This window comes from Furfurilactobacillus curtus (genome assembly GCF_045862785.1).
GTDB lineage: Bacteria > Bacillota > Bacilli > Lactobacillales > Lactobacillaceae > Furfurilactobacillus > Furfurilactobacillus curtus.
In genome coordinates, this window is record NZ_BQXO01000007.1 from 650 (window position 1) to 23,177 (window position 22,528).

The 22,528-nt window shown below is 43.9% G+C and carries 22 protein-coding genes and 2 pseudogenes; 16 read left to right on the top strand and 8 right to left on the bottom strand.

Features of this window, described 5'->3' with window-relative positions:
- Positions 1-1,390 precede the first annotated feature (1,390 nt).
- Together ACKTR2_RS09260 and ACKTR2_RS09265 are read left to right on the top strand one after the other, a co-directional pair.
- Positions 1,391-1,441, top strand: a pseudogene (locus ACKTR2_RS09260) (hypothetical protein); the annotation flags it as partial.
- Positions 1,442-1,888: 447 nt separating this feature from the next.
- Complete coding sequence (locus ACKTR2_RS09265) at positions 1,889-2,941, top strand: bacterial Ig-like domain-containing protein (protein ID WP_407884902.1); 1,053 nt, start codon at positions 1,889-1,891, stop codon at positions 2,939-2,941.
- 78 nt (positions 2,942-3,019) lie between these two features.
- Here ACKTR2_RS09265 and ACKTR2_RS09270 read toward each other — a convergent pair whose 3' ends face one another.
- The gene (locus ACKTR2_RS09270; RefSeq protein ID WP_407884745.1) at positions 3,020-3,907 is read right to left on the bottom strand and encodes an alpha/beta fold hydrolase; all 888 of its coding nucleotides are present in this window, start codon (positions 3,905-3,907) and stop codon (positions 3,020-3,022) included.
- Between the two features lie 77 nt (positions 3,908-3,984).
- On the opposite strand from ACKTR2_RS09270, the gene ACKTR2_RS09275 reads away from it, so the two are divergent.
- On the top strand, positions 3,985-4,299 hold the full coding sequence (locus ACKTR2_RS09275; protein WP_407884747.1) for an ArsR/SmtB family transcription factor: 315 nt from the start codon (positions 3,985-3,987) through the stop codon (positions 4,297-4,299).
- A 128-nt stretch (positions 4,300-4,427) separates the two neighbouring features.
- Here the strand turns inward: ACKTR2_RS09275 and ACKTR2_RS09280 are convergent, their stop codons facing one another.
- Positions 4,428-5,153: an SDR family oxidoreductase gene (locus ACKTR2_RS09280; RefSeq protein ID WP_407884749.1), complete on the bottom strand. Its 726-nt coding sequence runs from the start codon at positions 5,151-5,153 to the stop codon at positions 4,428-4,430.
- Between the two features lie 85 nt (positions 5,154-5,238).
- On the opposite strand from ACKTR2_RS09280, the gene ACKTR2_RS09285 reads away from it, so the two are divergent.
- From ACKTR2_RS09285 to ACKTR2_RS09305, 5 genes and pseudogenes are all read left to right on the top strand, one after another.
- Complete coding sequence (locus ACKTR2_RS09285; protein WP_407884751.1) at positions 5,239-5,604, top strand: MerR family transcriptional regulator; 366 nt, start codon at positions 5,239-5,241, stop codon at positions 5,602-5,604.
- Between the two features lie 91 nt (positions 5,605-5,695).
- Positions 5,696-6,438 (top strand): annotated as a pseudogene (locus ACKTR2_RS09290) (ABC transporter ATP-binding protein).
- Positions 6,416-7,585, top strand: coding sequence for an ABC transporter permease (locus ACKTR2_RS09295; RefSeq protein ID WP_407884753.1), 1,170 nt, complete (start codon positions 6,416-6,418; stop codon positions 7,583-7,585). Before ACKTR2_RS09290 ends, ACKTR2_RS09295 begins: the two are co-directional and overlap by 23 nt.
- Positions 7,586-7,596: 11 nt before the next feature.
- Entirely contained in the window at positions 7,597-8,262 is a 666-nt protein-coding gene (locus tag ACKTR2_RS09300) for a TetR/AcrR family transcriptional regulator (protein WP_407884756.1), read from the top strand.
- Positions 8,263-8,314: 52 nt separating this feature from the next.
- Positions 8,315-8,641 (top strand): nuclear transport factor 2 family protein, encoded by a 327-nt coding sequence (locus ACKTR2_RS09305; protein ID WP_407884758.1) that lies wholly within the window; start codon positions 8,315-8,317, stop codon positions 8,639-8,641.
- 196 nt (positions 8,642-8,837) lie between these two features.
- On the opposite strand, the gene ACKTR2_RS09310 is transcribed toward ACKTR2_RS09305, so the two are convergent.
- Positions 8,838-9,362 (bottom strand): TetR/AcrR family transcriptional regulator, encoded by a 525-nt coding sequence (locus tag ACKTR2_RS09310; RefSeq protein ID WP_407884760.1) that lies wholly within the window; start codon positions 9,360-9,362, stop codon positions 8,838-8,840.
- Between the two features lie 153 nt (positions 9,363-9,515).
- Here ACKTR2_RS09310 and ACKTR2_RS09315 point away from each other — a divergent pair, with 153 nt between their 5' ends.
- On the top strand, positions 9,516-10,457 hold the full coding sequence (locus tag ACKTR2_RS09315; RefSeq protein WP_407884762.1) for an alpha/beta hydrolase: 942 nt from the start codon (positions 9,516-9,518) through the stop codon (positions 10,455-10,457).
- A 54-nt stretch (positions 10,458-10,511) separates the two neighbouring features.
- On the opposite strand, the gene ACKTR2_RS09320 is transcribed toward ACKTR2_RS09315, so the two are convergent.
- Complete coding sequence (locus ACKTR2_RS09320; protein ID WP_407884764.1) at positions 10,512-11,549, bottom strand: YdcF family protein; 1,038 nt, start codon at positions 11,547-11,549, stop codon at positions 10,512-10,514.
- Between the two features lie 159 nt (positions 11,550-11,708).
- Between ACKTR2_RS09320 and ACKTR2_RS09325 the strand changes: the two genes are divergently transcribed.
- The 4 genes from ACKTR2_RS09325 to ACKTR2_RS09340 all read left to right on the top strand — a co-directional run bounded on the left by ACKTR2_RS09325 (position 11,709) and on the right by ACKTR2_RS09340 (position 15,286).
- Positions 11,709-12,524 carry a TraX family protein gene (locus tag ACKTR2_RS09325; protein WP_407884765.1) on the top strand — a complete coding sequence of 272 codons (816 nt, stop codon included), beginning with the start codon at positions 11,709-11,711 and terminating at the stop codon, positions 12,522-12,524.
- A 273-nt stretch (positions 12,525-12,797) separates the two neighbouring features.
- Positions 12,798-13,454 carry a CPBP family intramembrane glutamic endopeptidase gene (locus tag ACKTR2_RS09330; protein ID WP_407884767.1) on the top strand — a complete coding sequence of 219 codons (657 nt, stop codon included), beginning with the start codon at positions 12,798-12,800 and terminating at the stop codon, positions 13,452-13,454.
- Between the two features lie 326 nt (positions 13,455-13,780).
- Complete coding sequence (locus ACKTR2_RS09335) at positions 13,781-14,278, top strand: 8-oxo-dGTP diphosphatase (RefSeq protein ID WP_407884769.1); 498 nt, start codon at positions 13,781-13,783, stop codon at positions 14,276-14,278.
- Positions 14,279-14,407: 129 nt separating this feature from the next.
- A complete protein-coding gene (locus ACKTR2_RS09340) occupies positions 14,408-15,286 on the top strand; it encodes a DegV family protein (protein WP_407884771.1) in 879 nt (292 codons plus the stop codon).
- Between the two features lie 101 nt (positions 15,287-15,387).
- Here the strand turns inward: ACKTR2_RS09340 and ACKTR2_RS09345 are convergent, their stop codons facing one another.
- The 3 genes from ACKTR2_RS09345 to ACKTR2_RS09355 form a co-directional block, all read right to left on the bottom strand.
- Positions 15,388-16,395: a glycosyltransferase family 2 protein gene (locus ACKTR2_RS09345; protein ID WP_407884773.1), complete on the bottom strand. Its 1,008-nt coding sequence runs from the start codon at positions 16,393-16,395 to the stop codon at positions 15,388-15,390.
- Between the two features lie 16 nt (positions 16,396-16,411).
- The gene (locus tag ACKTR2_RS09350; protein ID WP_407884775.1) at positions 16,412-18,532 is read right to left on the bottom strand and encodes an ArnT family glycosyltransferase; all 2,121 of its coding nucleotides are present in this window, start codon (positions 18,530-18,532) and stop codon (positions 16,412-16,414) included.
- Positions 18,533-18,698: 166 nt separating this feature from the next.
- On the bottom strand, positions 18,699-19,151 hold the full coding sequence (locus ACKTR2_RS09355) for a universal stress protein (protein ID WP_407884777.1): 453 nt from the start codon (positions 19,149-19,151) through the stop codon (positions 18,699-18,701).
- 318 nt (positions 19,152-19,469) lie between these two features.
- Here ACKTR2_RS09355 and ACKTR2_RS09360 point away from each other — a divergent pair, with 318 nt between their 5' ends.
- From ACKTR2_RS09360 to ACKTR2_RS09370, 3 genes are read left to right on the top strand one after another with little or no spacing between them, the layout of a single operon-like run.
- Entirely contained in the window at positions 19,470-20,480 is a 1,011-nt protein-coding gene (locus ACKTR2_RS09360) for a lipoate--protein ligase (protein ID WP_407884779.1), read from the top strand.
- A gap of 16 nt (positions 20,481-20,496) precedes the next feature.
- Positions 20,497-20,940: a hypothetical protein gene (locus ACKTR2_RS09365; RefSeq protein ID WP_407884781.1), complete on the top strand. Its 444-nt coding sequence runs from the start codon at positions 20,497-20,499 to the stop codon at positions 20,938-20,940.
- Positions 20,940-21,422: a hypothetical protein gene (locus ACKTR2_RS09370; RefSeq protein ID WP_407884783.1), complete on the top strand. Its 483-nt coding sequence runs from the start codon at positions 20,940-20,942 to the stop codon at positions 21,420-21,422. Before ACKTR2_RS09365 ends, ACKTR2_RS09370 begins: the two co-directional genes overlap by 1 nt.
- A 119-nt stretch (positions 21,423-21,541) precedes the next feature.
- Here the strand turns inward: ACKTR2_RS09370 and ACKTR2_RS09375 are convergent, their stop codons facing one another.
- Positions 21,542-22,240, bottom strand: a complete 699-nt coding sequence (locus ACKTR2_RS09375) for a VTT domain-containing protein (protein ID WP_407884784.1) — start codon at positions 22,238-22,240, stop codon at positions 21,542-21,544.
- Positions 22,241-22,528: the final 288 nt, after the last annotated feature.

Consider the following 22,528-nt stretch of genomic DNA (forward strand, 5'->3'; position numbering starts at 1 on the left):
TACTGGGAACAGTAACAGCGGCTCGTATAACACTGGTGATAGCAACACAGGTAATTCGAACTCAGGTTCAAACAATACTGGTGATAGCAACACCGGTAACTCGAACTCAGGTTCAAATAACACTGGTGACAGCAACACAGGTAACTCGAACTCCGGCTCGAATAACACCGGTGATAGCAACACTGGGAACAGTAACTCAGGTTCAAATAACACTGGTAACAACAACACTGGAAACTCCAACAGTGGTAACTCGAACAGTGGCTCGAATAACACTGGTGATAGCAACACTGGGAACAGTAACTCAGGTTCAAATAACACTGGTGACAGCAACACTGGGAACAGTAACTCTGGCTCGAATAACACTGGTGATAGCAACACAGGTAATTCGAACTCAGGTTCAAACAACACCGGCGACAGCAATACTGGTAACTCGAACTCGGGTTCAAACAACACCGGTGACAGTAATACTGGGAACAGTAACTCTGGCTCGAATAACACTGGTGATAGCAACACAGGTAATTCGAACTCAGGTTCAAACAACACCGGTGACAGCAACACGGGTAACTCGAACAGTGGCTCGAATAACACTGGTGATTCCAACACTGGGAATTCGAACTCGGGTTCAAACAACACCGGTGACAGCAATACTGGGAACAGTAACTCTGGCTCGAATAACACTGGTGATTCCAACAGTGGTAACTCGAACAGTGGCTCGAATAACACTGGTGATAGCAACACTGGGAACAGTAACTCAGGTTCAAATAACACTGGTGATAGCAACACTGGGAACAGTAACTCAGGTTCAAATAACACTGGTGACAGCAACACTGGGAACAGTAACTCTGGCTCGAATAACACTGGTGATTCCAACACAGGTAATTCGAACTCAGGTTCAAACAACACCGGTGACAGCAACACGGGTAACTCGAACAGTGGCTCGAATAACACTGGTGATTCCAACACTGGGAATTCGAACTCGGGTTCAAACAACACTGGTGATAGCAACACAGGTAATTCGAACTCAGGTTCAAATAACACTGGTGACAGCAACACTGGGAACAGTAACTCTGGCTCGAATAACACTGGTGATTCCAACACAGGTAATTCGAACTCGGGTTCAAACAACACTGGTGATTCCAACACTGGGAATTCGAACTCGGGTTCAAACAACACCGGTGACAGTAATACTGGGAACAGTAACAGCGGCTCGAATAACACTGGTAACAACAACACCGGGAACTCAAACAGTGGTAATTCGAACAGTGGTTCGAACAATACTGGTGACAGCAACACGGGTAACTCGAACTCCGGCTCGAATAACACCGGTGATAGCAACACTGGGAACAGTAACTCAGGTTCAAATAACACTGGTGACAGCAACACGGGTAACTTGAACTCCGGCTCGAATAACACCGGTGATAGTAACACTGGGAACAGTAACTCTGGCTCGAATAACACTGGTGACAGCAACACAGGTAACTCGAACTCCGGCTCGAATAACACCGGTGATAGCAACACTGGGAACAGTAACTCTGGCTCGAATAACACTGGTGACAGCAACACGGGTAACTCGAACAGTGGTTCGAACAACACCGGCGACAGCAACACGGGTAACTCGAACTCTGGCTCGAATAACACTGGTGATTCCAACACAGGTAATTCGAACTCAGGTTCAAACAACACTGGTGACAGTAATACTGGGAACAGTAACAGCGGCTCGAATAACACTGGTGATTCCAACACAGGTAATTCGAACTCAGGTTCAAACAACACTGGTAACAACAACACTGGATCAAACAATACTGGTAACAATAACCATGGTGATGGGAATGTCGGTAATAACAACACTGGTAACGATAATCATGGTGATAATCTAATCGGGAATGGTTTGACGACTCCGATTCTAACGGTCGCACCTTCAGCTGTTTACACGAATAATGGTGTTTGGAATCCTAAGCTGAACGTGCTCGAATTGATTGATGATCATGGAAATAAAGTTGATTTAAATGGCATTCAACTCAAAGAAGTACAAGATGAATTTGATGCCAAAATTGATGCCAATGTGGTCGAATATCGTGTTCTCTCTGGATCCGAGAATAAAGTGGGATCTATGGTGGTTGAATTTGCTTGGGGAAACAAAGCTGATCATGGGATTGGTGATTATGTTACCCAGACGACGACCGTTACTTGGCTGGAGAATCAAGCGCAAGTTCTTGTCAAAAACAGCGAAATTCCATTAGATTCTGGTTGGCAAGTTTCTGATAATGTGACGGTAGTAAAACGGATGAATGGTTCAATTGTTGATCCTGGACAAATTACCTATAAGTACGTTGAATCTGCCGACCAATTTGATGATGTAATTCCTGATAATGTCATCGAGTGGACAGGTTCGGTTAATGTTAATGTACCGGGGGTTTACACAATTACGGTTGCTTGGAGTGATCCGGTAACAGCCAGCTTCACTGTGACAATTAAGGGAAGTGATGGTAACAACACGGGCAACTCGAACTCGGGTAACAGTAACAGCGGTTCAAACAACACGGGCAACTCGAACTCGGGCAACAGCGGTTCGAACAACACGGGCAACTCGAACTCGGGCAACAGTAACAGTGGTTCGAACAACACGGGCAACTCGAACTCGGATAACAGTAACAGTGGTTCGAACAACACGGGCAACTCAAACTCGGATAACAGCAACAGTAATTTGGTAACAAATGGTCAGGGCAAAGCGCCGAACTTTGGAGCTAGTCAAATGATCGCTGATACGGTTACCGGCAACTTCAATGCTCAGACGAAGGGCACGAAGCCAGCGCCAAATCGGCACTCAGGTTTACCGGCAACGGAGGCGCCTTCAAACGATGCGGTTGTTTTGATTGGGCTGACTGGTATGTTGGCTGCACTAGGTTTGCTTGGTACGAAGAAACATCGTCATGAATCATGATTTTTGAATGAATGACGCAAAGAAGGGCTCGCGATTTCTCGCGGGTCCTTCTTTTTTTCATATTTAATTAACGGTGAATTAAGCGTTCATTTCTTTGGCCGCATATTTATTGATGAAGGCTAATGCGGCTGAGTGCAGGTCATCAAGGGCGGTTGGTTCAACTGGGTAATGGCCACCGTGACGCAACATTTTGACTTCGACTGGGACTTTTTTCACTTGTTCCAAATGGTGTTGACTCAAGCGATATGGGGTCCAACGATCTTCGGCAGGTTGGGTGAGGAGGATTGGGCAAACATCGAAGTCGGTTGCTTCGACAATTAGGTTGTGATGCATGTAGGAATTGAGAAAGGCCAATGAGGAACTGTTAGCAGCGCTTGTCTTGTCGCGCATAAATGCTGCTTGGGCTTCAGGGTTATTGCAGAGGGCGCTCATTTTGGAGGCAGTGCTCATCCGAACTTTCATCCGGCCCAGACCTAAGCTAACAAAACCTGGCAACATTGGTGTCGTGATGTGGCCCATGAACCAATTGCGCGTGGTGGTGTATTGGACGTCTTGATTGCGTTGATCAAGAAACGTCATGCCGATAATGCCGCGAACCTTACCATTTTTGGCAGCGACGTCGTAAGTTTCCATTCCGCCAGCACTCAGGCCATAAATAAAGATCGGCCGATTGTCACGGGCTAGTTCATGGTCAATGTAGTCGCTACCGACCTGAATCCAGTCGTTGTAAGTGATTGGTGTCTTTTGATTAACTTGAGTTAAACCATAAGTTGGCATGTCGATGCAGATGGTTTCGATTTCGTGGTTGGACAGTTTGTACAGTGGCCCACCCATGATCATGGAAATTTGCCGACCGTTGGTGCCGACACCGTGTAGCATCACAACTTTGACTTTAGCATTAGCATTACGGAAAGTGTCTAAATGAATGTTGTTGCCGTGCCAGTCCCACCATTCGTCTCTTGGCATATAGCTGTCACTAAATTGTTCCTCTGCTGTTGTAGGATAAAGAAGTTAATGAGTTGTAGTGAAAGGTAGTGATGATTGTGAGTGAACGAACCATGCATTTATTGGAAGATGCCATCCCGGTATTTAGTGTTTTGGCCGACAAAACGCGGCAGGAAATTTTGTTGAATCTGTTCGACAACGGTGAACAGACCGTCTCAGAGATTACAGGCCGATTGAAATTAACGCAACCAGCTGTTTCTTATCATTTAAAATTGCTGATGGGCGCTAAATTAGTTAATGCGGACAAACGTGGTCGCGAACGCTACTACACCGTTCGGTTTGACGATTCCGTCGCATTGTTAGACGCCTTGCTGACTAGTTTGAAATCTGATGCTAAGCAAATTGATGATTAATTAGCGTGTCGCCAATAAAAAACGTTTAACCTGAAAATATGACCAGCCTGGCGCAAAAGTCAAGGTCGGTCATATGTTGGGCTAAACGTTTTTTTACATACATCTTTTAACATGTAGCAGGTCAATGATCACCACGGGACTAGCCCATCTGTATCAGAGAAAGTCCCATTGATCGTATTATCTGGACTGCTGGCCAAAGCCACGGTGCGGGCGACGCCTTCTTGAACGGTCTTGTTGCCGCCACCACCGGCAAATGTTGTATCGACCCAGCCGGGATTAACGGCGTTGACAGTAATGTTGGTGGTTTTTAATTCGTTAGCTAAATCCACCGTGAACATGTTGACCGCTGTTTTAGAAGCCTGATAGCCCATGGCGCTGTGTTGATAAATACTGGTTGTTGGATCTGAAGCTAGCGTTAGTGAACCAACGGCGCTAGAGATATTCAAGATTTTAGCGAAGGGGGCTTGGCGCAATAATGGAATGAATGCTTGGGTCACCATGACCACGCCGAAGAAATTGACGTCGAAGTCTTTTCTGATGGTGTCGATTGGTAAAGTTGAGGGTTTTTCGTAGTTATCAAGCGCGATCCCAGCATTGTTGATTAAGATGTCTAAGTGACCGTACTGCTGTGTTACTGTTGTCGCGGCTTGGTGAATACTTTTTGCATCGGTGACGTCTAATTCAAGCGAGTCGGCTTCAATTCCCTTGTCACGCAGCTGAGCGACTGCCGCATTGCCTTTGTCAGCATTGCGGGCGGCAACTAGAATATGCTGGCCTAAGTGTCCTAGTTCTAATGCAAGTTCAAAGCCCATTCCCCGGTCAGCACCGGTAATTAATGTTAATTGGCGTGTCATTAAATTGATCTCCTTATGGCTTATATTGTAAGCTCACTGTATACCTCTAACGTAACTAGAGGTCAAATGATTTGAGGCGATTAAGATGATGTTAATTGGACAACTGGCAGCGGAGACTGGATTGTCAATCCGGACCATTCGTTTTTATGAAACTAAAAAAATTGTGTTGCCGACTGCTAGAGACCCGCACGGCAATCGTTTATACGATGACGAAGCGGTTCATTGGACAAAATTTGTTGCTTATTTACGTCAGACAGGCATGTCGCTGGCTGATTTAGCTCATTATCGGCAGTTGGTTGATCAAGGAATCAGTACGCTGCCGGCACGAATCGAGTTACTTAAACAGCAACGGGCCAAAGTCGTTCAACAAATCGAGGCCAAGCGAGTACAGTTGCAACAAATTGATCATAAGTTATCCCACTATCAGTCAGATGCAGAGAGATTTTTATAGGAAAATAGAGGCAGCAGGGTTGCAAATCGAGACAGGTCGTCGTATATTATGAGTGAGCAAACACTCACTTTTAAAAAATGGAGGCAACGACATGGCAGCAGTCATTCAGGTTCATGACCTGCAACAAGGTTATGGCAAAACAGTCATTTTGAAAGATATTAATCTAGACGTTAACGCTGGTCAGATTCTCGCTTTAATCGGTCCCAGCGGCGCCGGAAAGACAACCTTAGTTAGCACAATTATGGGGATGCTAAAGCCGCAGAAAGGCACCGTGACGGTTTTAGACAAGTCTCAATGCCCAACCGCTTGTTATTAGCTAAGATTGGTTACATGGCCCAAACTGATGCATTGTATGGCGCTTTGACGGCTCGCGAGAATTTGAACTTTTTTGGGGCGATGCAGGGCGTTAATCCAGATGAATTAAAGCGCCAAATCCCGCATGCCGCCGAAGTAGTTAATCTGCAGCGTGATTTGGATAAACGCGTCGACGATTACTCTGGTGGGATGAAACGTCGGTTATCGCTTGCAATCGCGCTGATTTCAAGTCCAGAGCTATTGATTTTAGACGAACCCACTGTGGGTATTGATCCAGAATTGCGCCAACAAATTTGGCAAGAATTGCATCGGTTGGCCAAAACCGGTATTACAATCCTATTGACCACTCATGTGATGGAAGATGCGGAAGAGGCTGATGCCTTGATGATGATTCGTAATGGTGAAGCCATTGCTCAAGGCACGCCACAGGAATTGATTAAATCATATGGTGTAGATACGGTTGAAGAAGCCTTTTTGAAAGCTGGGAGGGAACAAGATGCGCACACTAGCAATGATTAAACGTGTTTTATTAGAAATGATTCGTGATAAACGGACCCTAGCATTGATGTTTGTGGCACCCTTATTGATTTTGACCTTAATGTATTTTTTGTTTCAGTCCAATTCGAACACGGTTGCTGACTTAGGCGTCCGCAACGTAGATAGCAGTTTAATTACTGCGATGAAAAGTAAACATGTGCAGTTACATGATTTAAAAAATGACGAATCAGCTAAGACAGTTATCCGCAAACACGATTATGCGGGGGTCCTTTCTCAATCAGGTGACAAACTCACGTTGACTTTACAGAATAGCGACCAGAGCAAGAGCGCGATTTTGAAGAATAGCTTACAAGGTGCTGAAGTTAAATTAAAGATGGAAGCGGCGGCAACGACCATTAAGACGCAAGGCAAAGCGATGCAACAGATGAGTCAGCAGCTTGCTCAATTACAGAAACAAATTGATCCGAATGCGCAACCGCAAGCGAATGGCTTGACCACTATGCAACCAGGGCAGGCCGCTAAAACCACGAAGCTACACACCCACTATCTATATGGTAGTAGTAATTCAACGTTCTTCAATACACTATTGCCAATCATGATTGGTTTTGTGGTTTTCTTCTTTGTCTTTTTGATTTCTGGGATTGCGCTATTGCGTGAACGGACGACAGGCACGCTGTATCGGTTGCTAGCAACGCCTGTTAAACGGGGTGAGATCCTGACGGGTTATCTATCTGGTTATGGGTTATTTGCACTTGTTCAAACGATTCTAATCGTAAGTTTCAGTGTGCTGGCATTCAAGATTCAAATTTTGGGCAGTGTTTGGACGATGCTGGTGATTAATATTTTACTAGCGGGGATTGCACTGACCCTGGGGCTATTGATTTCAACTTTTGCCTCCTCAGAATTTCAGATGGTCCAATTTATCCCGGTTGTTGTCATTCCACAGGTCTTCTTCTCCGGGATTATCCCGATTGATCAAATGGAAAGTTGGTTGCGACCGATCGCCTACATCATGCCATTGTACTATGGGGCTAATTCCATGAGTAATGTAATTGAAAAAGGCGCGACAATCGGTCAGGTGGCCCCAAATCTGTTGGTTTTGTTAGGGTTCATGGTATTGTTCTTGATCTTGAACCTACTAGCAATGCGTAAGTATCGTCAAGTTTAGGAGCGAGAATGATGGCAGTTAAACACAGTGTTGAAACATTATTGGCTGAGAGCTTCAATGAATCTGATTTAACTTCAAAGCAAAAGGCGGTCTTGCGGGCTAGCTTATCCTTATTTTCTGAAAAAGGTTTCGAGCAAACAACAACAACTGATATTGCACGAGTTGCTGGAGTAGCCGAAGGAACGGTTTACAAACGGTTTAAGACCAAGGATGATATTTTAAAGGCGATTATGAGCCCGTTTTTGGCTGAGGTAATTCCTCAATTGATTACGGAATTTACGGATGCCGTGGTGAATGCTTCGTATCCACATTTCGCCGATTTTTTGCAACAAGCAATCGGTAATCGGATGCAATTTGCGCTGGAGAATCGTAAGCAAATTCGCGTCTTCCTCCAAGAACTAACCAAACGGACAAACTCGCAAGAATTAACCATATTGATTCCGGAGCTAGATCAGGTGGTATCTGCGCTGACGACAGTCTTGGATCACTATAAACAACAAGGTGAAGTTGTGGACTGGCCTACAATGCGCATTGCCCGATATATTGCGAGTACCGCAGTGGGTTACATGTTGCCAGCGGTCTTGATGAACCAGTCGTTGAGTGAAGCACAATTGGCGAAATTTAGTCAGGAAGCCACTGAATTTCTTGTTCGGGGATTAACACCAGTCGCTGGTTAAGTGCGATCGTGTTAGAATTAGTGTAATTCAAATTGTGAAAGAAGCTGATGGTATGGCAAAGATTCCCGCACCGTTACAAGCGTTTATTGATACAACCAATCAAGGTGACTCAGATGCTTTCGTGGCGCTATTTACACCCGATGGGGTCATCAATGATTGGGGTAACGAGTACCATGGTACGGAAGAAATTTCCCATTGGAACCAAACCGATAATATTGGCAAGCAATCTCAATTTACGTTACAGGATGCCCAATCGTTGGCACCCGATCAATGGCGATTAATGATTAAAGTGGCTGGTAACGGCTTCAACGGGGTGAGTCCATTTAATTTCACATTGGCCGACGACCAGATTAAATCGATGGTAATTTTACCAAACTAATTGTGGAGATTGAAACAAGAACAAGAACTAAATGTCATTTCTTAAGCTCAATCATCAAAATGCGGGACATAAGTCAAGCGACTCCGCCTAAAAGCGAACTGCCAACGATGAATAAATCATCATCATTCGTAGTTCACCCTTAGTGCTCGTCACTTACGGACTTATGTCCCGTTCTCTTTACGTGGACTATCGTTCATTATGTTAGTGTAATTTGGTCACGAGATAATGCATCCAGTTTTACGGCAATGCTTTGAGGAGTGCCTGTAAATTGCCCAGTGATGTAGCCTTCAATGACGCCGAGAAAGCCGGCTGCCAGAAACGTCAAGGTAACGCGATCAATTGAGTTCTTTTCGTGATGCGCTAATCCCGTTAGTAAATAAGCGCCAAATTTTCGACGAAATGAATAAGAAGCATCACTCGTCAATAGCTTGGCAAATAGCATTCGTTGTTGATCAAGATAGGTGACCCAAATCGTCAACCGTTCCACCGCGGAGAGTTGATCATTGCTATGACTGGCTTGATCCAGTTGCTCAAGTTGTTGATTTGAGAAGGCGTCGATGAGTTCATATTTGTCGTCATAATAAGTATAAAACGCTTTTCGCGAGACATTGGCAGTTTGGCAAATGCCGGTAACCGTCAGTTGGTCAAAATTTTGAGTGGTCAACAGTTGAGCTAGGGCCGCTAATAGTAAGGATTGCGTTCGTTGTGCGCGCGGATCCATATGATTTTCCTCCTGTGCGAGACATTTTGGTAACTATTGTAACTTAAGTAACAGTTGTTTCAAGTTTGTGGTGTTGATTTTTGGCAGCCCCGGCTAAACTATGTCTCGTTGTTAAGTTATTTAGCTCAAGCTTTTGTAAAGGAGTTACCAAACATGGCAAAATTTCAAACAGTTCAATTTAAGGCCCGTCATTTCAATTTAGCTGGAAAATTAGTCTTTCCCGATGATTTTGACCAAGATACGGCTCAAAAAATGCCGGTACCGGCCTTAGTGATCACTCACCCAACTAGTGCTGACATGAACCAAACTTCAACAATTTATGCCACAAAATTAGCAGAGCAGGGTTTCTTGTCCTTGATTTTTGACGCTGCTTATCAAGGCCAAAGCGAGGGTGAACCTCGTTTCATTGAAGATCCGGCTAACCGCACGGAAGACATCATGTACGCGATTGATTACCTAGATACGCTATCGTATGTTGATGGCGATCGAATTGGCGCATTAGGGATTTGCGCTGGTGGTGGTTACACGATTAATGCGGCGAAGGTTGATAAGCGAATTAAGGCGGTGGCAGGGGTCGCAGCTGCTAGCGCTGGTGGTGCTTACCGTGAAGCCTTCGGGCCCGATCAACAGTTGATTGAAACATTGAATAATATTGCTCAACAGCGGACCATTGAGGCTCGTGGTGGTGAAGCGATGATGGGTCAATGGATCCCGAACAGTCAAGCAGAACGTGAAGCTGCTGGAATTGATGATATTGATATCGTCGAAGCGGTCGATTACTATAAAACGCCTCGAGGTGCGGATGAATTTTCACCTAATAAGGTACGCTACACGAGTTTAGCCTTGCTACTGGGTTACGATCCGTTAAACTTAGTAGATAAACTCTTAACGCAACCACTAGAGCTGATTATCGGCGACAAGCCAGGTAGCTTCGGCTCCTATCGCTTTGGTTTTGACGTTTATAATCAAGCGGCTTCAACGCAAAAAGATCTTCTTGTGCTCCACGGAATTTCGCACTATGACTTGTATGACCAACCCAAAGCCGTTGACCCAGCTGTTGAACAGTTAACAAAATTCTTCAATAAATATCTATAAAATTTGATACAAAAAAGTCGCACAATTCTCCTTGTTGTGCGACTTTTCCATTATTTATGAAGCAACATGCCAAAAGGACCAAGTCATGATGATGGCAATGAGGAAGGCGACTACAATAGTTGTTTTACGATAGTAGTTTAATAATGCGATAAATTCTCGAATTAAAGCGCTTGGGAGAAAGAAGAATGAAGTAGGTGAACCGACTCCGGTTGCCGGTAATCCGGCTTTTCGCGCATATAATAAAGCTCGTAAAACATGGTAGTTGTTAGTTGAAAAGACGATCTTTGGCGGCTGAGCGCCTTGCCAATCAGCTTCGATCAAGCGTTTAGAAAATTGCATGTTTTGGAGGGTGTTGCGTGACTGATCTTCCACAATAATCTGCTCATTGGAAATGCCTAAACTTAGTAGGTAATCACGCATTGCTGCCGCTTCGGAAATTGTTTCATCAGGCCCTTGACCACCGCTTACCACGAATTTAGGCTGGCCGCCATTGCGTCGATAATAAATCACGGCTTCATCAACACGCCCCTTTAATAAAGGAGGAATCTGTCCTTTTTTGCCAGACCAAGCGCCTAGCACAATTAAGTAGTCGATCTGTGTTGGTCGATTAAAGAATTGATTTAGCGCGGAATAAATCAGGTAACATAAAAAGAGCGACGAGAAGAAGAGATCTTCCCAGACAAAAATGGCAAGGGGGATTTTGGTTAAACGGGTCGTAGCGCGAATCATTAACCACATGGCAGGCATTAAAATAATTAAATTGGCGCCTAGCATGGCTGATAAGCGACTGGTTAGGCTACGACCCTCGCGGCTGGACATGATCGAAGTATTGCGGATTAAATAAATAATGAAGCCAAAGAATAAACCAGCTAAAGCAAGAACAATAATAAACAGTAAGCTTAGGCCGAGGATCATGGAGCGGGCGGCGATCAAATTAAGGACATAGTCTAAGCCCTGCCAAAATAAGCCAGCACTGAGTAGAACCACTGCAAAAGCCATTAAAGCGCCGACCCAGAAATTAGGGTGACGCAACAGGATAATGCCCGTAATGATAATGATGGCGGCGAGAATTGAAGCGCCGATGATTAACATAACATTCCTCCGTTAAGGCCGGTCGTGAGGACCGACGAAAATTAATTTATATTCTATTATACCAAGGGATTAAGGGCTTAAGAAAAACTTTAGTCATTTACTATAATAAAACAAGTAAAATTAATGCCATTGAGTCATATGAAGTAAAGGAGAGTATTAATGAAGGCACGAAAGTTATCAATGGATGGGTTTTCCATCAAGGTATTAGGAATTCTCTTGATGGTACTTGATCATATTCATGAAGAATTACTGCCTCTGGGTATTCCAACTTGGTTTAATATGTTGGGACGGATTGTGGCGCCGTTATTCCTTTTCCTATCTGTGGAAGGTTTCGTTCACACACACGATCGTAAACGCTATTTATGGCGATTACTGATTGGCTTTTGGATCATGAGCCTTGGCAGCTTCGTATTACAAATGTGGTTGCCCGTAGATGGTGGGCGTTTAGGATTGCTGAATAATATTTTTGGCACGCTGTTTCTAGGCGTGTTTGCAATGCTAGGAATCAGTAAAATTACCGATGGTCGGCGCGATCATAATCGGCATTTGATTTGGCAAGGCATTGGCATTTTAAGTTTAGAAGTTTTACTGTCAGTAATTGGTACAGCAATTTTATTTGTTCCTGAATCAATGCGAGTTGCTGCAGCCCGGGTTTCACAGTTCATTCCCAACTTATTTACCACAGAAGGTGGTCCATTATTTGTTCTATTAGCGATTTTCTTCTATTTATTCAGAAATAATCGTATGGGCCAAATTTTGAGCCTAGTCGTTATTGCGATTATTTTCACCGGTTTTAATTTCCAAGGACTGTTTAGTACAAATTATTCATGGATGATGGTTGGTGCGATCATTCCAATCGCGCTCTACAATGGGCAACGGGGACGTAGTGACAAATGGTTCTTCTACATTTTCTATCCGACCCACATTTGGGCGTTATATTTGATTGCTTATGGGCTTCATCTCACTGGTTATTAGAATTTGACCTAAATAGGTTCGGACAAAAGCAAAAGCTAAATTTTATTTTCAATCTAAATCGCTAACACGCGGGACATCAGTCAAGTGACCCCACTTAAAAGCGAACTTCAAACGATGAGCAAATCATCATTTTAAGTTCGCCCTTAGTGCTCGTCACTTACCGACATGATGTCCCGCGCGTTTTTTACTGGGACTTTTTGAGAGCATTACTATTATCTGACGATCATCAGCCGGTCTGCTATAGTTAGCATAATCTATTTAGAGGTGAGAGCGATGAGGAAAATCTGGCGCCGCCAAGATGTATATTTGATGGGGCTAATGACCGGTGAAGTATTGCTGGGATTGGTTTTGGAGCATGCTTTAGTGAATGAAAAAGTCGCATTAACCATTATTGGCGCGCTGATTGCGATTTTTGTATTTGCAAATGTTATCTGGTTTAAACGAAGCTTGTTAGCCACCGACTGGCATCGATTGAAGCAACAACGTGGGCAGGCAATGATTGGAGTGGTAGTCGTCCTAATTGGCTTCGCCGTCAGTCAGTGGTTGGCTAGCACGCTAGTTCCAGGCGCCGCGGCTGCTCAATCGCCCATAGTTATTCGGATGGCTTCGATCATTGGATTTGTGACGGCCGTCTTAGCACCATTTACAGAAGAAGTCATCTTTCGCTACGAATTATTTTTTCAATTTAGGCGGCAGTCGAGGATCGTTCAGGTCTTGATGGCGTTGATTAGTGCTGGACTATTTGGCACAGTTCACGCAATTTCCGGGGATGGATTATCTTCGATTATTTCGCTAGCCATTGTCGGATTAGTCCTAGTTGGTGTATACGCTTGGACAAAAAATATCTGGATTTCGTTACTGGGTCACTTGGTGTGGAATGTTGCACTAGCGTTGCCATTATTAATTAGTTTATTTCTGCCAGTTGCGTAGTCGGGAACTTAAGGAAGCATCGAATAATAAACCGGATCCTAGCATTTTACTGAACAAAATTTCATAAGGTTAAAATTTACTGGCCGTTTATATTTATTGTGAATCAAATTCAAGCTAAGCAGCCGCGCGATCAGCTGAGCAAACTTTTAATGACGGAGATTGCTGGTTAGTAGTGGATAAATGTCTGAATAACTCTGTTGGTGATTGGCCTGCCACATTAACTAGTGCGATGGCCTAAGCTTATGCTAAATGATTTGTTATTTTTAAGTCGTACATTAATTAAAGTGCATTAGGCTAGTCAAAAGTTCTGAGAAGCCTTGTGTACGATGTCTTCAAAACAGATAATGGGTCTATTGGCAAGACAGAGAGGAGAAACAATGGCTAAAACCGAAGTAGTGGAGTTAACAAACTTAGTCTTAGTGTCTGATAATGAAACAAATCAGATTCTCGTTGAGGATCGTCGAAATCCAGATTGGCCGGGGCTGACCTTTCCCGGTGGGCACATTAAGCCGGGAGAAAGCTTTGTTGATTCGGCCGTCCGGGAAGTCTGGGAAGAAACTGGGTTAACGGTGCATAATCCGATTTTTTGCGGCCTTAAAGAATTTATGGGCGAACATGGCCGTTATATTGTGGCTTTATTTAGAACTGATTCTTTTTCTGGTGAACTGGAATCTTCTTCAGAAGGTGCCGTCAGTTGGATGCGTCGTGATGAGCTATTCGAGCACCAATTTGCGGATGGTGTAGACAAACTTTTAAAAGTTTTTGATCAACATAATCTGTCCGAGCTAAGCTATTTGAACGATCCGAATGGTGAATTTAAATAAGCAGCGGTGTTTAATAATTAAAATTTAACGACCAAGGTTGCTCGAAAATGAGTTTTAAATCGGGTAAGATGAAAACAACAATAGATCGGGATGAATACGGTCTGAACTTGATGATGAAGAGGTAGCAGGATGAAGACAGCCGTGATTACCGATAGCGCCAGTTATTTAGATCCGGAAGTAGCTAAGGCTGCTGGCATATATGTTGTGCCAATTACTGTGATTTTTGGGACCCAGACTTATCTTGAAAATGTGGATATCACCAGTGAGCAATTTTATCAACGCATGCGCGAAGAAAAAATGATGCCATCCACGGCCCAAGTTACGATGATGCAAATGCAGGAAGTATTCGATCAATTGATCGCTGAAGGCTATGATGAAGTGATTAGTATTCATCTATCGAGTGGGATCACTACTTTCTTACAAAACCTGACGGCCTATGTACCTACTGTCAAAGAAATCAAAGTGTATCCGTTTGACTCGCAAATGGCGAGTGCCGGCGAAGCATGGTTGGCGTTAGTTGCTGCTAAGATGGCCAAAGCTGGCAAGCACGCTGCTGAAATTTTGCCAGTGTTAGAACGGCTGCGAGCGACTACTCACGTTTACTTTGTTGTCGATGATTTGAGTCACTTATTGCGCACCGGGCGAATTACGAATAGTTCAGCCTTCGTGGGTAACCTGTTACGAATTAAACCAATTTTGACATTTGAAGACGGCAAAATTGTGGCCTTAACTAAGGAGCGCACTGCTCGGCGTGCATTTCAACGGGTAAAGCAGGATTTTGTTGCTACACTGAGCCAGGAAAATTATCCGGTGCGGGCAGCTATTATTGATGGTAATAATCCAGCAGGCAGCGCTGAGTGGATGAGCGATTTAGCTAGCGATAATTTAACGACTACTGCCGGGGATGTGCAGTTTGAAATTGCACATATCGGACCATCAATTGGTGTTCATACGGGAGAAAAAGTGATGGGTCTCGTGTGGGCAGAAGATTGGCAACGTTTGGTTTGACCGTGTTTGAAAATCAATTCTGCCTATTTAAATAGCCACAATAAAAAGGGTTTCCGCGTAATCGAAACCCTTTTTATTGTGGCTGTATTGATGCGCTGAAGCTAACTGTGTGAGCTGTATTGATGACGCTCAGGCAGTTGACTAACATGAGCCGAATGTGTGACGAAGCGTTGTTTTGGTATGGCGGGGAAGCCAACGGTATCTTCGACAACATATCGTGGACGTGCACGAGACTGTTCGAAGATGCGACTTAAATATTGACCTAAAATGCCAATGCTAAATAATAATAGACTGCCAATTAAGAGATCGACGACTAACAGCCATTGTGTGTTAGAAACAGTGCCCCAAGTGCCAGAAAGTGTTAAACCGGCCGCAATAAAGAGCAAGCCACCGCCTGCCCAGTTTGCAAATTTTAGAGGTAATGCAGAAAATGACGTGATGCCATCAAGCGCAAGCCGAATCATTTTTGAAAGGGGATATTTGGATTCACCCGCTTGTCGTGGGCGTCTGGTATAGGTAACGGAGACTTGTTTAAAGCCAACCCAGCTGACCATTCCCCGAACAAAGGGTGACTGTTCGTTCATGCGATTCAACACGCTGACGACTTTACGGTCCATCAGGCGAAAATCACCAGTATCAATGGGAATCTCTATGCTTGTCAGCTGGTGTAGGATACGATAAAAGGCCTTGGCTGTGAGACGTTTGAACCAAGATTCACCTTCTCGTTGTGCACGTTGACCATATACGACATCGGCACCATGATGCCAGACGTCAATCATTTGTCCAATCACTTCCGGCGGATCTTGCAAATCAGCGTCCATAACGACCACTGCATCGCCGTTGGCATAACGAACCCCTGCAGTAATAGCCAATTGATGCCCGAAATTGCGAGAAAAACGTATTAGACGCATTTCTTGGTGAAAGGTCATTGCCTTACGAATTTTTTCAGCCGTATGGTCGGTGGAACCGTCGTCAACGAAGATGATTTCGTAAGCCTCGGCGCGTTTTTTAATGAATGCGTTCACCATGCGGATGGTGTTCATGATTAGGGCTTCTTCATTAAAGACCGGGAGAACGATTGAAATAAGTTCTTTTTTGGGAGTTGTCATCTTCATCTCATCCTTTCTAATTCAATTTATACAGCGTTCCAGCATTTCCACCCATGCCGCCAATTCGACTGGTATGGGAACAATTGGGTTTCTGATTGGCATTCCGAGGCTTTTGGTTCAGGTCTTTTTTACCTCGACCGCTCTTAAAGCGCCCAGTCAACTTGACTTGTGGCGGAGTTGCACCAGTACTTGCTTTGCCTCTCAGTGCTGCAACGCGAGTACCGGCAGATTTAGCCATGGTGGTATTACGCCCACCATACTTTTTGGCGCTGATTTTGGTTCCATTTTTCTGAACCCATTTAACGATGGCGCTGTTACTATTTCTACCTGAAACATAGAAATATTTGATTTCGCCTTTTTTAACGAGTTGCTTAAAATGTTTAAGTGAAATTGCCTTATCGGTGCCATTAAATCCACCAATAGCCATGACAGCCTTGCCGGTCTTAATGATATATGGCGCCGCTGTACCGGAATCGCTTGTGGCAAAGAGGTATTTGGCATTACCATCATGCTGATCTAGATACTTGATGAGCTTTTGATTGGCAGATTCGTTGCCAATCCCACCACTTTTCCGGGCATTAGTTAATAAATCAGGGCCGGCCGTTGGAATTGCGGCTGATTCAGCGGCCAGAGTGGGAGTCAAGGACCAAAAACTAGGTGCCAAGGCGAGGAGAATTAGTGCCATCAGGCTGACGATGTTAGTGCGTTTTACAGCTTTAAATGAAGTAATGATCACGATAGTAGCTACAATTGACCCTAAGCCAATCAGCCAAGACAACCACGGATAGTCACTGTAAACATACCAGCTTTGTAATGCACCGGTAGAGAGAATTCCACTGGCAAAAAGGTAGCGTTGCCAAAGTTGATGTTGGTTTTTTAATGCCTTAATGAAGACTGTCACCCCGATTCCAGCTAGCACAGCAAGCGGCGGGGCCAACATGATCATATAATATGGGTGAAAGAAACTAGCGATACTGAAGAAACCTGCTACGGGGACTAGCCAAGCAGTCCAGTACCACAACTGCTGTTGGTTAATCGTAGTTTGCCACCATTTTTTCTTGTGGTCAGCTTCATATAAGTAGGCACTAATTAAGCCAGTTAGTGCTAGTGGAAAGAACCAGCTGACTTGCTCACCTAAGGCCTGTTGGAATAACCGGAAAGGTCCAGCGGTTCCAATATTAAAGGCACCTTGACCACCGCCGACACCTTGGCGCCCGGGTCTTCTAGTTGAGTGCTGACCATTCGGGGCATGGTTAGTTTTAGTTGGCAGTATTTTTGATTTACCGGTGACTTTATTAGCAGATTTAGTTGATGCACTCATGCCAGGAAAGCGACTGCCGGTTCCCGTGGACTGCCCGAGTAATCGTTGAGAGCCATTATAGCCAAAAGCTAAGTTTAAGACGGAATTCGTTGATGAACTCCCAATGTAAGGTCGATCTTTGGTACTAGTGTTGTCGACAGCTAGTGGCCAAAATAAAGTGAAGACAGCTAGTGCGATGGTTGCAACAATCAGATGGGCAACCTTTTTTCGCCAAGTGACAGTACTGGCAATCCAATAAAAGAAATACATTGCAGGCAACAACATGAAGGCTTGCAGCATCTTGATGTTGAAGGCAATTCCGATCAGCGCAAAAGCGACCGTTACTTGCCAAGCACGGCGCTTCAGTATGGCTCGTTGTAATGTAAAACCAGCTAAGAGCAGGAAAAAGATCAATGTTGCATCCATGTTGTTTGTTCGCGAATCGGCCACGACGATCGGTGTGATCGTCATAAAGAATGCGCTTAAATTGCCGGCTAACCGGCCAAAGTATGGTCGAACCATCTGGCGAATTAATACCACTGATCCAACACCGAATGCGACGGAAGGCAACACAATGCTCCATCCGTGAAGGCCAAATAATTTGGCTGAGGCGGCCATAAACCAGAGGGCCACCGGCGGCTTATCAACGGTAATAAAACCGGCTGGGTCAAAGCTGGCATACCAAAAGTTATGCCAATTTTTTGTCATACTGACGATTGCAGCGGTGTAAAAATCATTAGCTGATCCTGCCTGCCAGATGTTCCAACCGTATAAAAAGACGGCTAGAACCAGAATTAGAACAAAATACCAATCCCAGTGTTTTAGGTGCTGACGCATGCCACCACTTCCTTTCTTTCGATGGTGGCTTACTATAGCCGCTGGTTCATAAAGCGAGCTTAACGGAAACTGAAATTAAGCTTAAGTAGGTTGTATCTTCTAATCGAAAACAAAAAAACTGAACCCAAGCTACAATGAGTAGCGGGTTCAGCTAATTAAGTTGAATTTATTTATTATTAACTTTAACGATTAAGACATCGACATCAGCATTACGACTAACATAGTTGGTTACAGAACCAACCATTAACCGTTCGACAGCGTTTAATCCAGTCGTTCCCATGACGATTAGCTCGTTGCCATGGTCGTGAGGGAATTCTTTAGAGATAACAGGTTTAGGATTTCCGAAACGAACGTGGATATCCACGTCTTTAACACCAGCATCCTCAGCCTGTTTCTTTAATGTTTCTAGGCGATTTTGCACATCTTCAACGAGACGATAGATGACATCACCACTCACGGCGCCACCATAGCTATCCGAAAATTGGTTGACCTCCAAAACATTTAGAATATCAAGATGGGTTTCGTTACGTTTGGCGACTTCAATCGCCTTTTCCAAAACCGGTTCAGTGGCCTTTGAACCATCGATCGGGGCGAGAACGTTTTTATATTGTTGTAGCATCACTACATGCCGCCTTTCCTCAATTAACTAATACTTTTGCTTGGTATTTATTATACCTTTTCTATGGCTCGTTGTAAGCGATTTAGTCGCCCACTCGTGAAAATAACTGCAAAGTTAGGGAGGCAATGCCAGTATCATCCTGGAAATCAAGGCGACAAAGTTTGTGAAATAAAATTAATAAACAGCGTCAAATTAGTGTTTGTTTCCGCTTTCAGAAAGTGCTAACATCACAGTAGAACTTGTGTTGGATAAAATAAAATCTGAGCGCAAGTAAATTGACGTTTACCAAGATGCCACTAATCAGGAGGATCAATCGCAATGTATTATGTTTCGATGAAGTCACACAATATTGGTGAAAATTTGGCTACTGAGCAGTATTTAATGAATAACAAGAATTTTGACGAACCTTTATTGCTATTTTACTATGAAGAACCTTGTATCATTGTCGGTCGCAACCAAAACACATTGGAAGAAATCAATCAAAAATACGTCCAAGAACATAATATTCGCGTGACCCGAAGACTCTCTGGCGGTGGCGCAGTTTACCAAGATTTGGGCAACCTATGTTTCAGCTTCGTGGTCGATTCCAATAGTGAAGACTTTGGTGATTTTAAGTCCTTTACGCAACCAATCGTGACCGCTTTGCAAAAAATGGGGGCCAAATCTGTAGAGGTGTCTGGACGCAATGATATTCTAGTAGATGGTCGGAAATTCTCAGGTAATGCAATGTATACACGCAATGGGAAGACTTTTTCTCATGGAACCTTAATGTTAGATGTCGATTTGGACGTAGTGACGCATGCTTTAAATGTGCCAGAAGATAAGATCGCTTCCAAGGGGATTAAGTCTGTTCGTTCACGGGTTACCAACTTACGACCATTCTTAGCGCCAGAGTACCAAGACATCGATGTCCCAACATTCCGCGACATCCTATTGAAAGAATTGTTTGGTGTTGATGATTTGACTGAAATCAAGGATCGTGAATATAACGTCACCGATGAAGATCAGAAAGAAATCGACAAGTTGTACGAACAATACTACAATAATTGGGACTGGGTTTACGGTAACTCGCCTGAATTTACGGTGAAAAAGCGACAGCACTTTGACTACGGGACCATTGACGCGCGTCTAAACGTTGAAGACGGGAAGATCAAGCACATCAAATTTTACGGCGATTTCTTCGGACCAGAAGATGTCACTGCCCTAGCTGACCGCCTCACTGAAATTAAGTATGACCGTGATGATCTGCGTAATGCATTAGCGGACGTAGACCTCAGTAAATACTTCGTCGGCATTTCAAAGGATCAACTCATCGATCTGCTGGCATAGAAAGGTTTTTAGCTAGATGAGAGATGTTCGAGTTGTTAGTTTGACGATTGCCGGGTGGATCTTTTATACGATTGTAAACGCGGGGGTATCCTTTGGCTTTGGCGGTAGCGCTAGTAGTCATTGGCCCGCGTTTTTGGCTAACGAGGTATTGATGCTTGTGCTAGTGGCCATTCCGGTGTTGATGTTTACCTTTAATTGGCGTTTTTCAGTTTATCCACAGGCCTTTGTTTTGTTGATTTTTTCAGCGGTACTCTTGCTAGCAGTCGTGAAGACATTCAGTGGACATGGAGTCGTGTTTATTAATGTGGTGATTGATTTATTCGCGGTAATTGGCTTGGTGACGAACTTTGAAGCCTTTGTGGCCGGAGCACGTTTTCGCCGGAACTACGAAGAAAATAACCGTATCTGGGTGGCTAAAGAAGCTGCCAAGAAACAACAATCGCAAAAGGGGCATAAATAATGGATATACAAGTTGCCGATTTTTTAACCGCAATTAAAGATGAGACATATGCGGCATACGCTGATACGGCTACGTTCGCACAGTTAAATGATACGCCGACAGAAGTGATGCAAGCGAGCTTTGATTTTGCTTTAAAGCAGCTACAGGCTGGTAAGCTATTCCAAGCTCGCGTTGATGTTACAGGATTTCACGATGTTGAAATCAATGTTCGTCTGGAAAGTTCGGTGATTAATTTGCCATTTGCCTACGTGAATGAAATTGATAAAATGCTGGATGCGGACGCGGTGTTACCAGTAAATGTGTACATGATCTTTGATTCTCCAGCGATTAACGTGTCTAAAATGCGGATTGACATGGCAAGTTCAGTGCAAGCGTTCTTAGATGATAACGAGTCAGTTACAGAAAAAGTAATCGATTGGCTACGAGAACAAGTGGAACGACTGACGATTGCAGAAGCTGACGATGAAGAACAGACGGACTAAAATAAAATAGCCCAGGCCGAAACAAACTAGGGTGATATAGTTGCACAAAAATAATCACGATCCTCAAAAATGCGGATCGTGATTATTTTTTTTTACAGGCTTAATTGATAATAATGTTATTAATCTTCAGCGAAGGCATCTGTCCATTCACGAATAAAGCGAACCGCTTCGTGAATGATAATTGGTAACAATGCAATCCCGATACAAATAAATGTGAAGTAGTTTTTAACAAATTGAGTTTTACCGAAGAAAAAGCCAGCCAATGTTGCCACAAGGATCCAACAACTGACGCCAATGGTGTTAAATAGGTGGAATTGCTTACGGTCCATGTTGGTCTCTCCGGCAATTAGTGGCATGAACAGCCCGATGATAGGAATAAACCGGGCGATGATTAAGAAGCTACCGCCATAGCGTTTAAAGTATGCTTCGGATTGAGACAGGCGATGCATTGCTTTGGAGGGCGATTTACCTGCGGCGGCCTCTTTTTTACGATGAGTGTTTGTTTTATCATTTAATTTTAAACCGGCCCGAAATTTGATGATCGAACCGACTAGCGTAACCGTAATAAAGCCGACAAGCAGGATATAAATACTTAGTACCGAGCTATGATTGGCAGAAATGGCGCCAGCGACGAATAGTAATGATTGGGCTGGTAAAAATGAAAATAATAAGTAGGCACTTTCTAGAAAAAGGACCCCAAATAAGACGACGTATCCCCAGTAGTTAAAGTGGTTCGTCCATGGAACCAGATAATTTAATGGATGAAAGACAAAATCTAATACCCAGGCAAGTTTTGTTGAAGCAATAAAATTAGTCATGCGTTTATCATACCGACATTTTTGATGGGTGTCGAGCAATGTGAGTGGTGGAAAGACGTTAATTTTCAGCAGTTGGAATCTTATACTAGTGCCAGATTAGACTTTTACAATGTTGTTCCCTGGTCGACGAACCTGAACGCCACGGCATTCAGGTGCTACGTTCAGCATGGTTTACTTTGCGATTAATTCACTTATATTTCGAAGAAAGACATGATCTTGTCCGACCGTGATCACCAGTGTCCTTAAGCTTATTAAACAAGTCAAACACCGCCGTCTGTTTGTCGTCTG

What these genes read in the sequence shown, in the direction of transcription:
- ACKTR2_RS09270 (WP_407884745.1), bottom strand. Translation starts at nt 3,907, where the DNA reads ATGCCAAGAGACGAATGGTGGGACTGGCACGGCAACAACATTCATTTA.
- ACKTR2_RS09280 (WP_407884749.1), bottom strand. Translation starts at nt 5,153, where the DNA reads ATGACACGCCAATTAACATTAATTACCGGTGCTGACCGGGGAATGGGC.
- ACKTR2_RS09285 (WP_407884751.1), top strand. Translation starts at nt 5,239, where the DNA reads ATGATGTTAATTGGACAACTGGCAGCGGAGACTGGATTGTCAATCCGG.
- ACKTR2_RS09295 (WP_407884753.1), top strand. Translation starts at nt 6,416, where the DNA reads ATGCGCACACTAGCAATGATTAAACGTGTTTTATTAGAAATGATTCGT.
- ACKTR2_RS09300 (WP_407884756.1), top strand. Translation starts at nt 7,597, where the DNA reads ATGGCAGTTAAACACAGTGTTGAAACATTATTGGCTGAGAGCTTCAAT.
- ACKTR2_RS09305 (WP_407884758.1), top strand. Translation starts at nt 8,315, where the DNA reads ATGGCAAAGATTCCCGCACCGTTACAAGCGTTTATTGATACAACCAAT.
- ACKTR2_RS09310 (WP_407884760.1), bottom strand. Translation starts at nt 9,362, where the DNA reads ATGGATCCGCGCGCACAACGAACGCAATCCTTACTATTAGCGGCCCTA.
- ACKTR2_RS09315 (WP_407884762.1), top strand. Translation starts at nt 9,516, where the DNA reads ATGGCAAAATTTCAAACAGTTCAATTTAAGGCCCGTCATTTCAATTTA.
- ACKTR2_RS09320 (WP_407884764.1), bottom strand. Translation starts at nt 11,549, where the DNA reads ATGTTAATCATCGGCGCTTCAATTCTCGCCGCCATCATTATCATTACG.
- ACKTR2_RS09325 (WP_407884765.1), top strand. Translation starts at nt 11,709, where the DNA reads ATGAAGGCACGAAAGTTATCAATGGATGGGTTTTCCATCAAGGTATTA.
- ACKTR2_RS09330 (WP_407884767.1), top strand. Translation starts at nt 12,798, where the DNA reads ATGAGGAAAATCTGGCGCCGCCAAGATGTATATTTGATGGGGCTAATG.
- ACKTR2_RS09335 (WP_407884769.1), top strand. Translation starts at nt 13,781, where the DNA reads ATGTCTTCAAAACAGATAATGGGTCTATTGGCAAGACAGAGAGGAGAA.
- ACKTR2_RS09340 (WP_407884771.1), top strand. Translation starts at nt 14,408, where the DNA reads ATGAAGACAGCCGTGATTACCGATAGCGCCAGTTATTTAGATCCGGAA.
- ACKTR2_RS09345 (WP_407884773.1), bottom strand. Translation starts at nt 16,395, where the DNA reads ATGACAACTCCCAAAAAAGAACTTATTTCAATCGTTCTCCCGGTCTTT.
- ACKTR2_RS09350 (WP_407884775.1), bottom strand. Translation starts at nt 18,532, where the DNA reads ATGCGTCAGCACCTAAAACACTGGGATTGGTATTTTGTTCTAATTCTG.
- ACKTR2_RS09355 (WP_407884777.1), bottom strand. Translation starts at nt 19,151, where the DNA reads ATGCTACAACAATATAAAAACGTTCTCGCCCCGATCGATGGTTCAAAG.
- ACKTR2_RS09360 (WP_407884779.1), top strand. Translation starts at nt 19,470, where the DNA reads ATGTATTATGTTTCGATGAAGTCACACAATATTGGTGAAAATTTGGCT.
- ACKTR2_RS09365 (WP_407884781.1), top strand. Translation starts at nt 20,497, where the DNA reads ATGAGAGATGTTCGAGTTGTTAGTTTGACGATTGCCGGGTGGATCTTT.
- ACKTR2_RS09370 (WP_407884783.1), top strand. Translation starts at nt 20,940, where the DNA reads ATGGATATACAAGTTGCCGATTTTTTAACCGCAATTAAAGATGAGACA.
- ACKTR2_RS09375 (WP_407884784.1), bottom strand. Translation starts at nt 22,240, where the DNA reads ATGACTAATTTTATTGCTTCAACAAAACTTGCCTGGGTATTAGATTTT.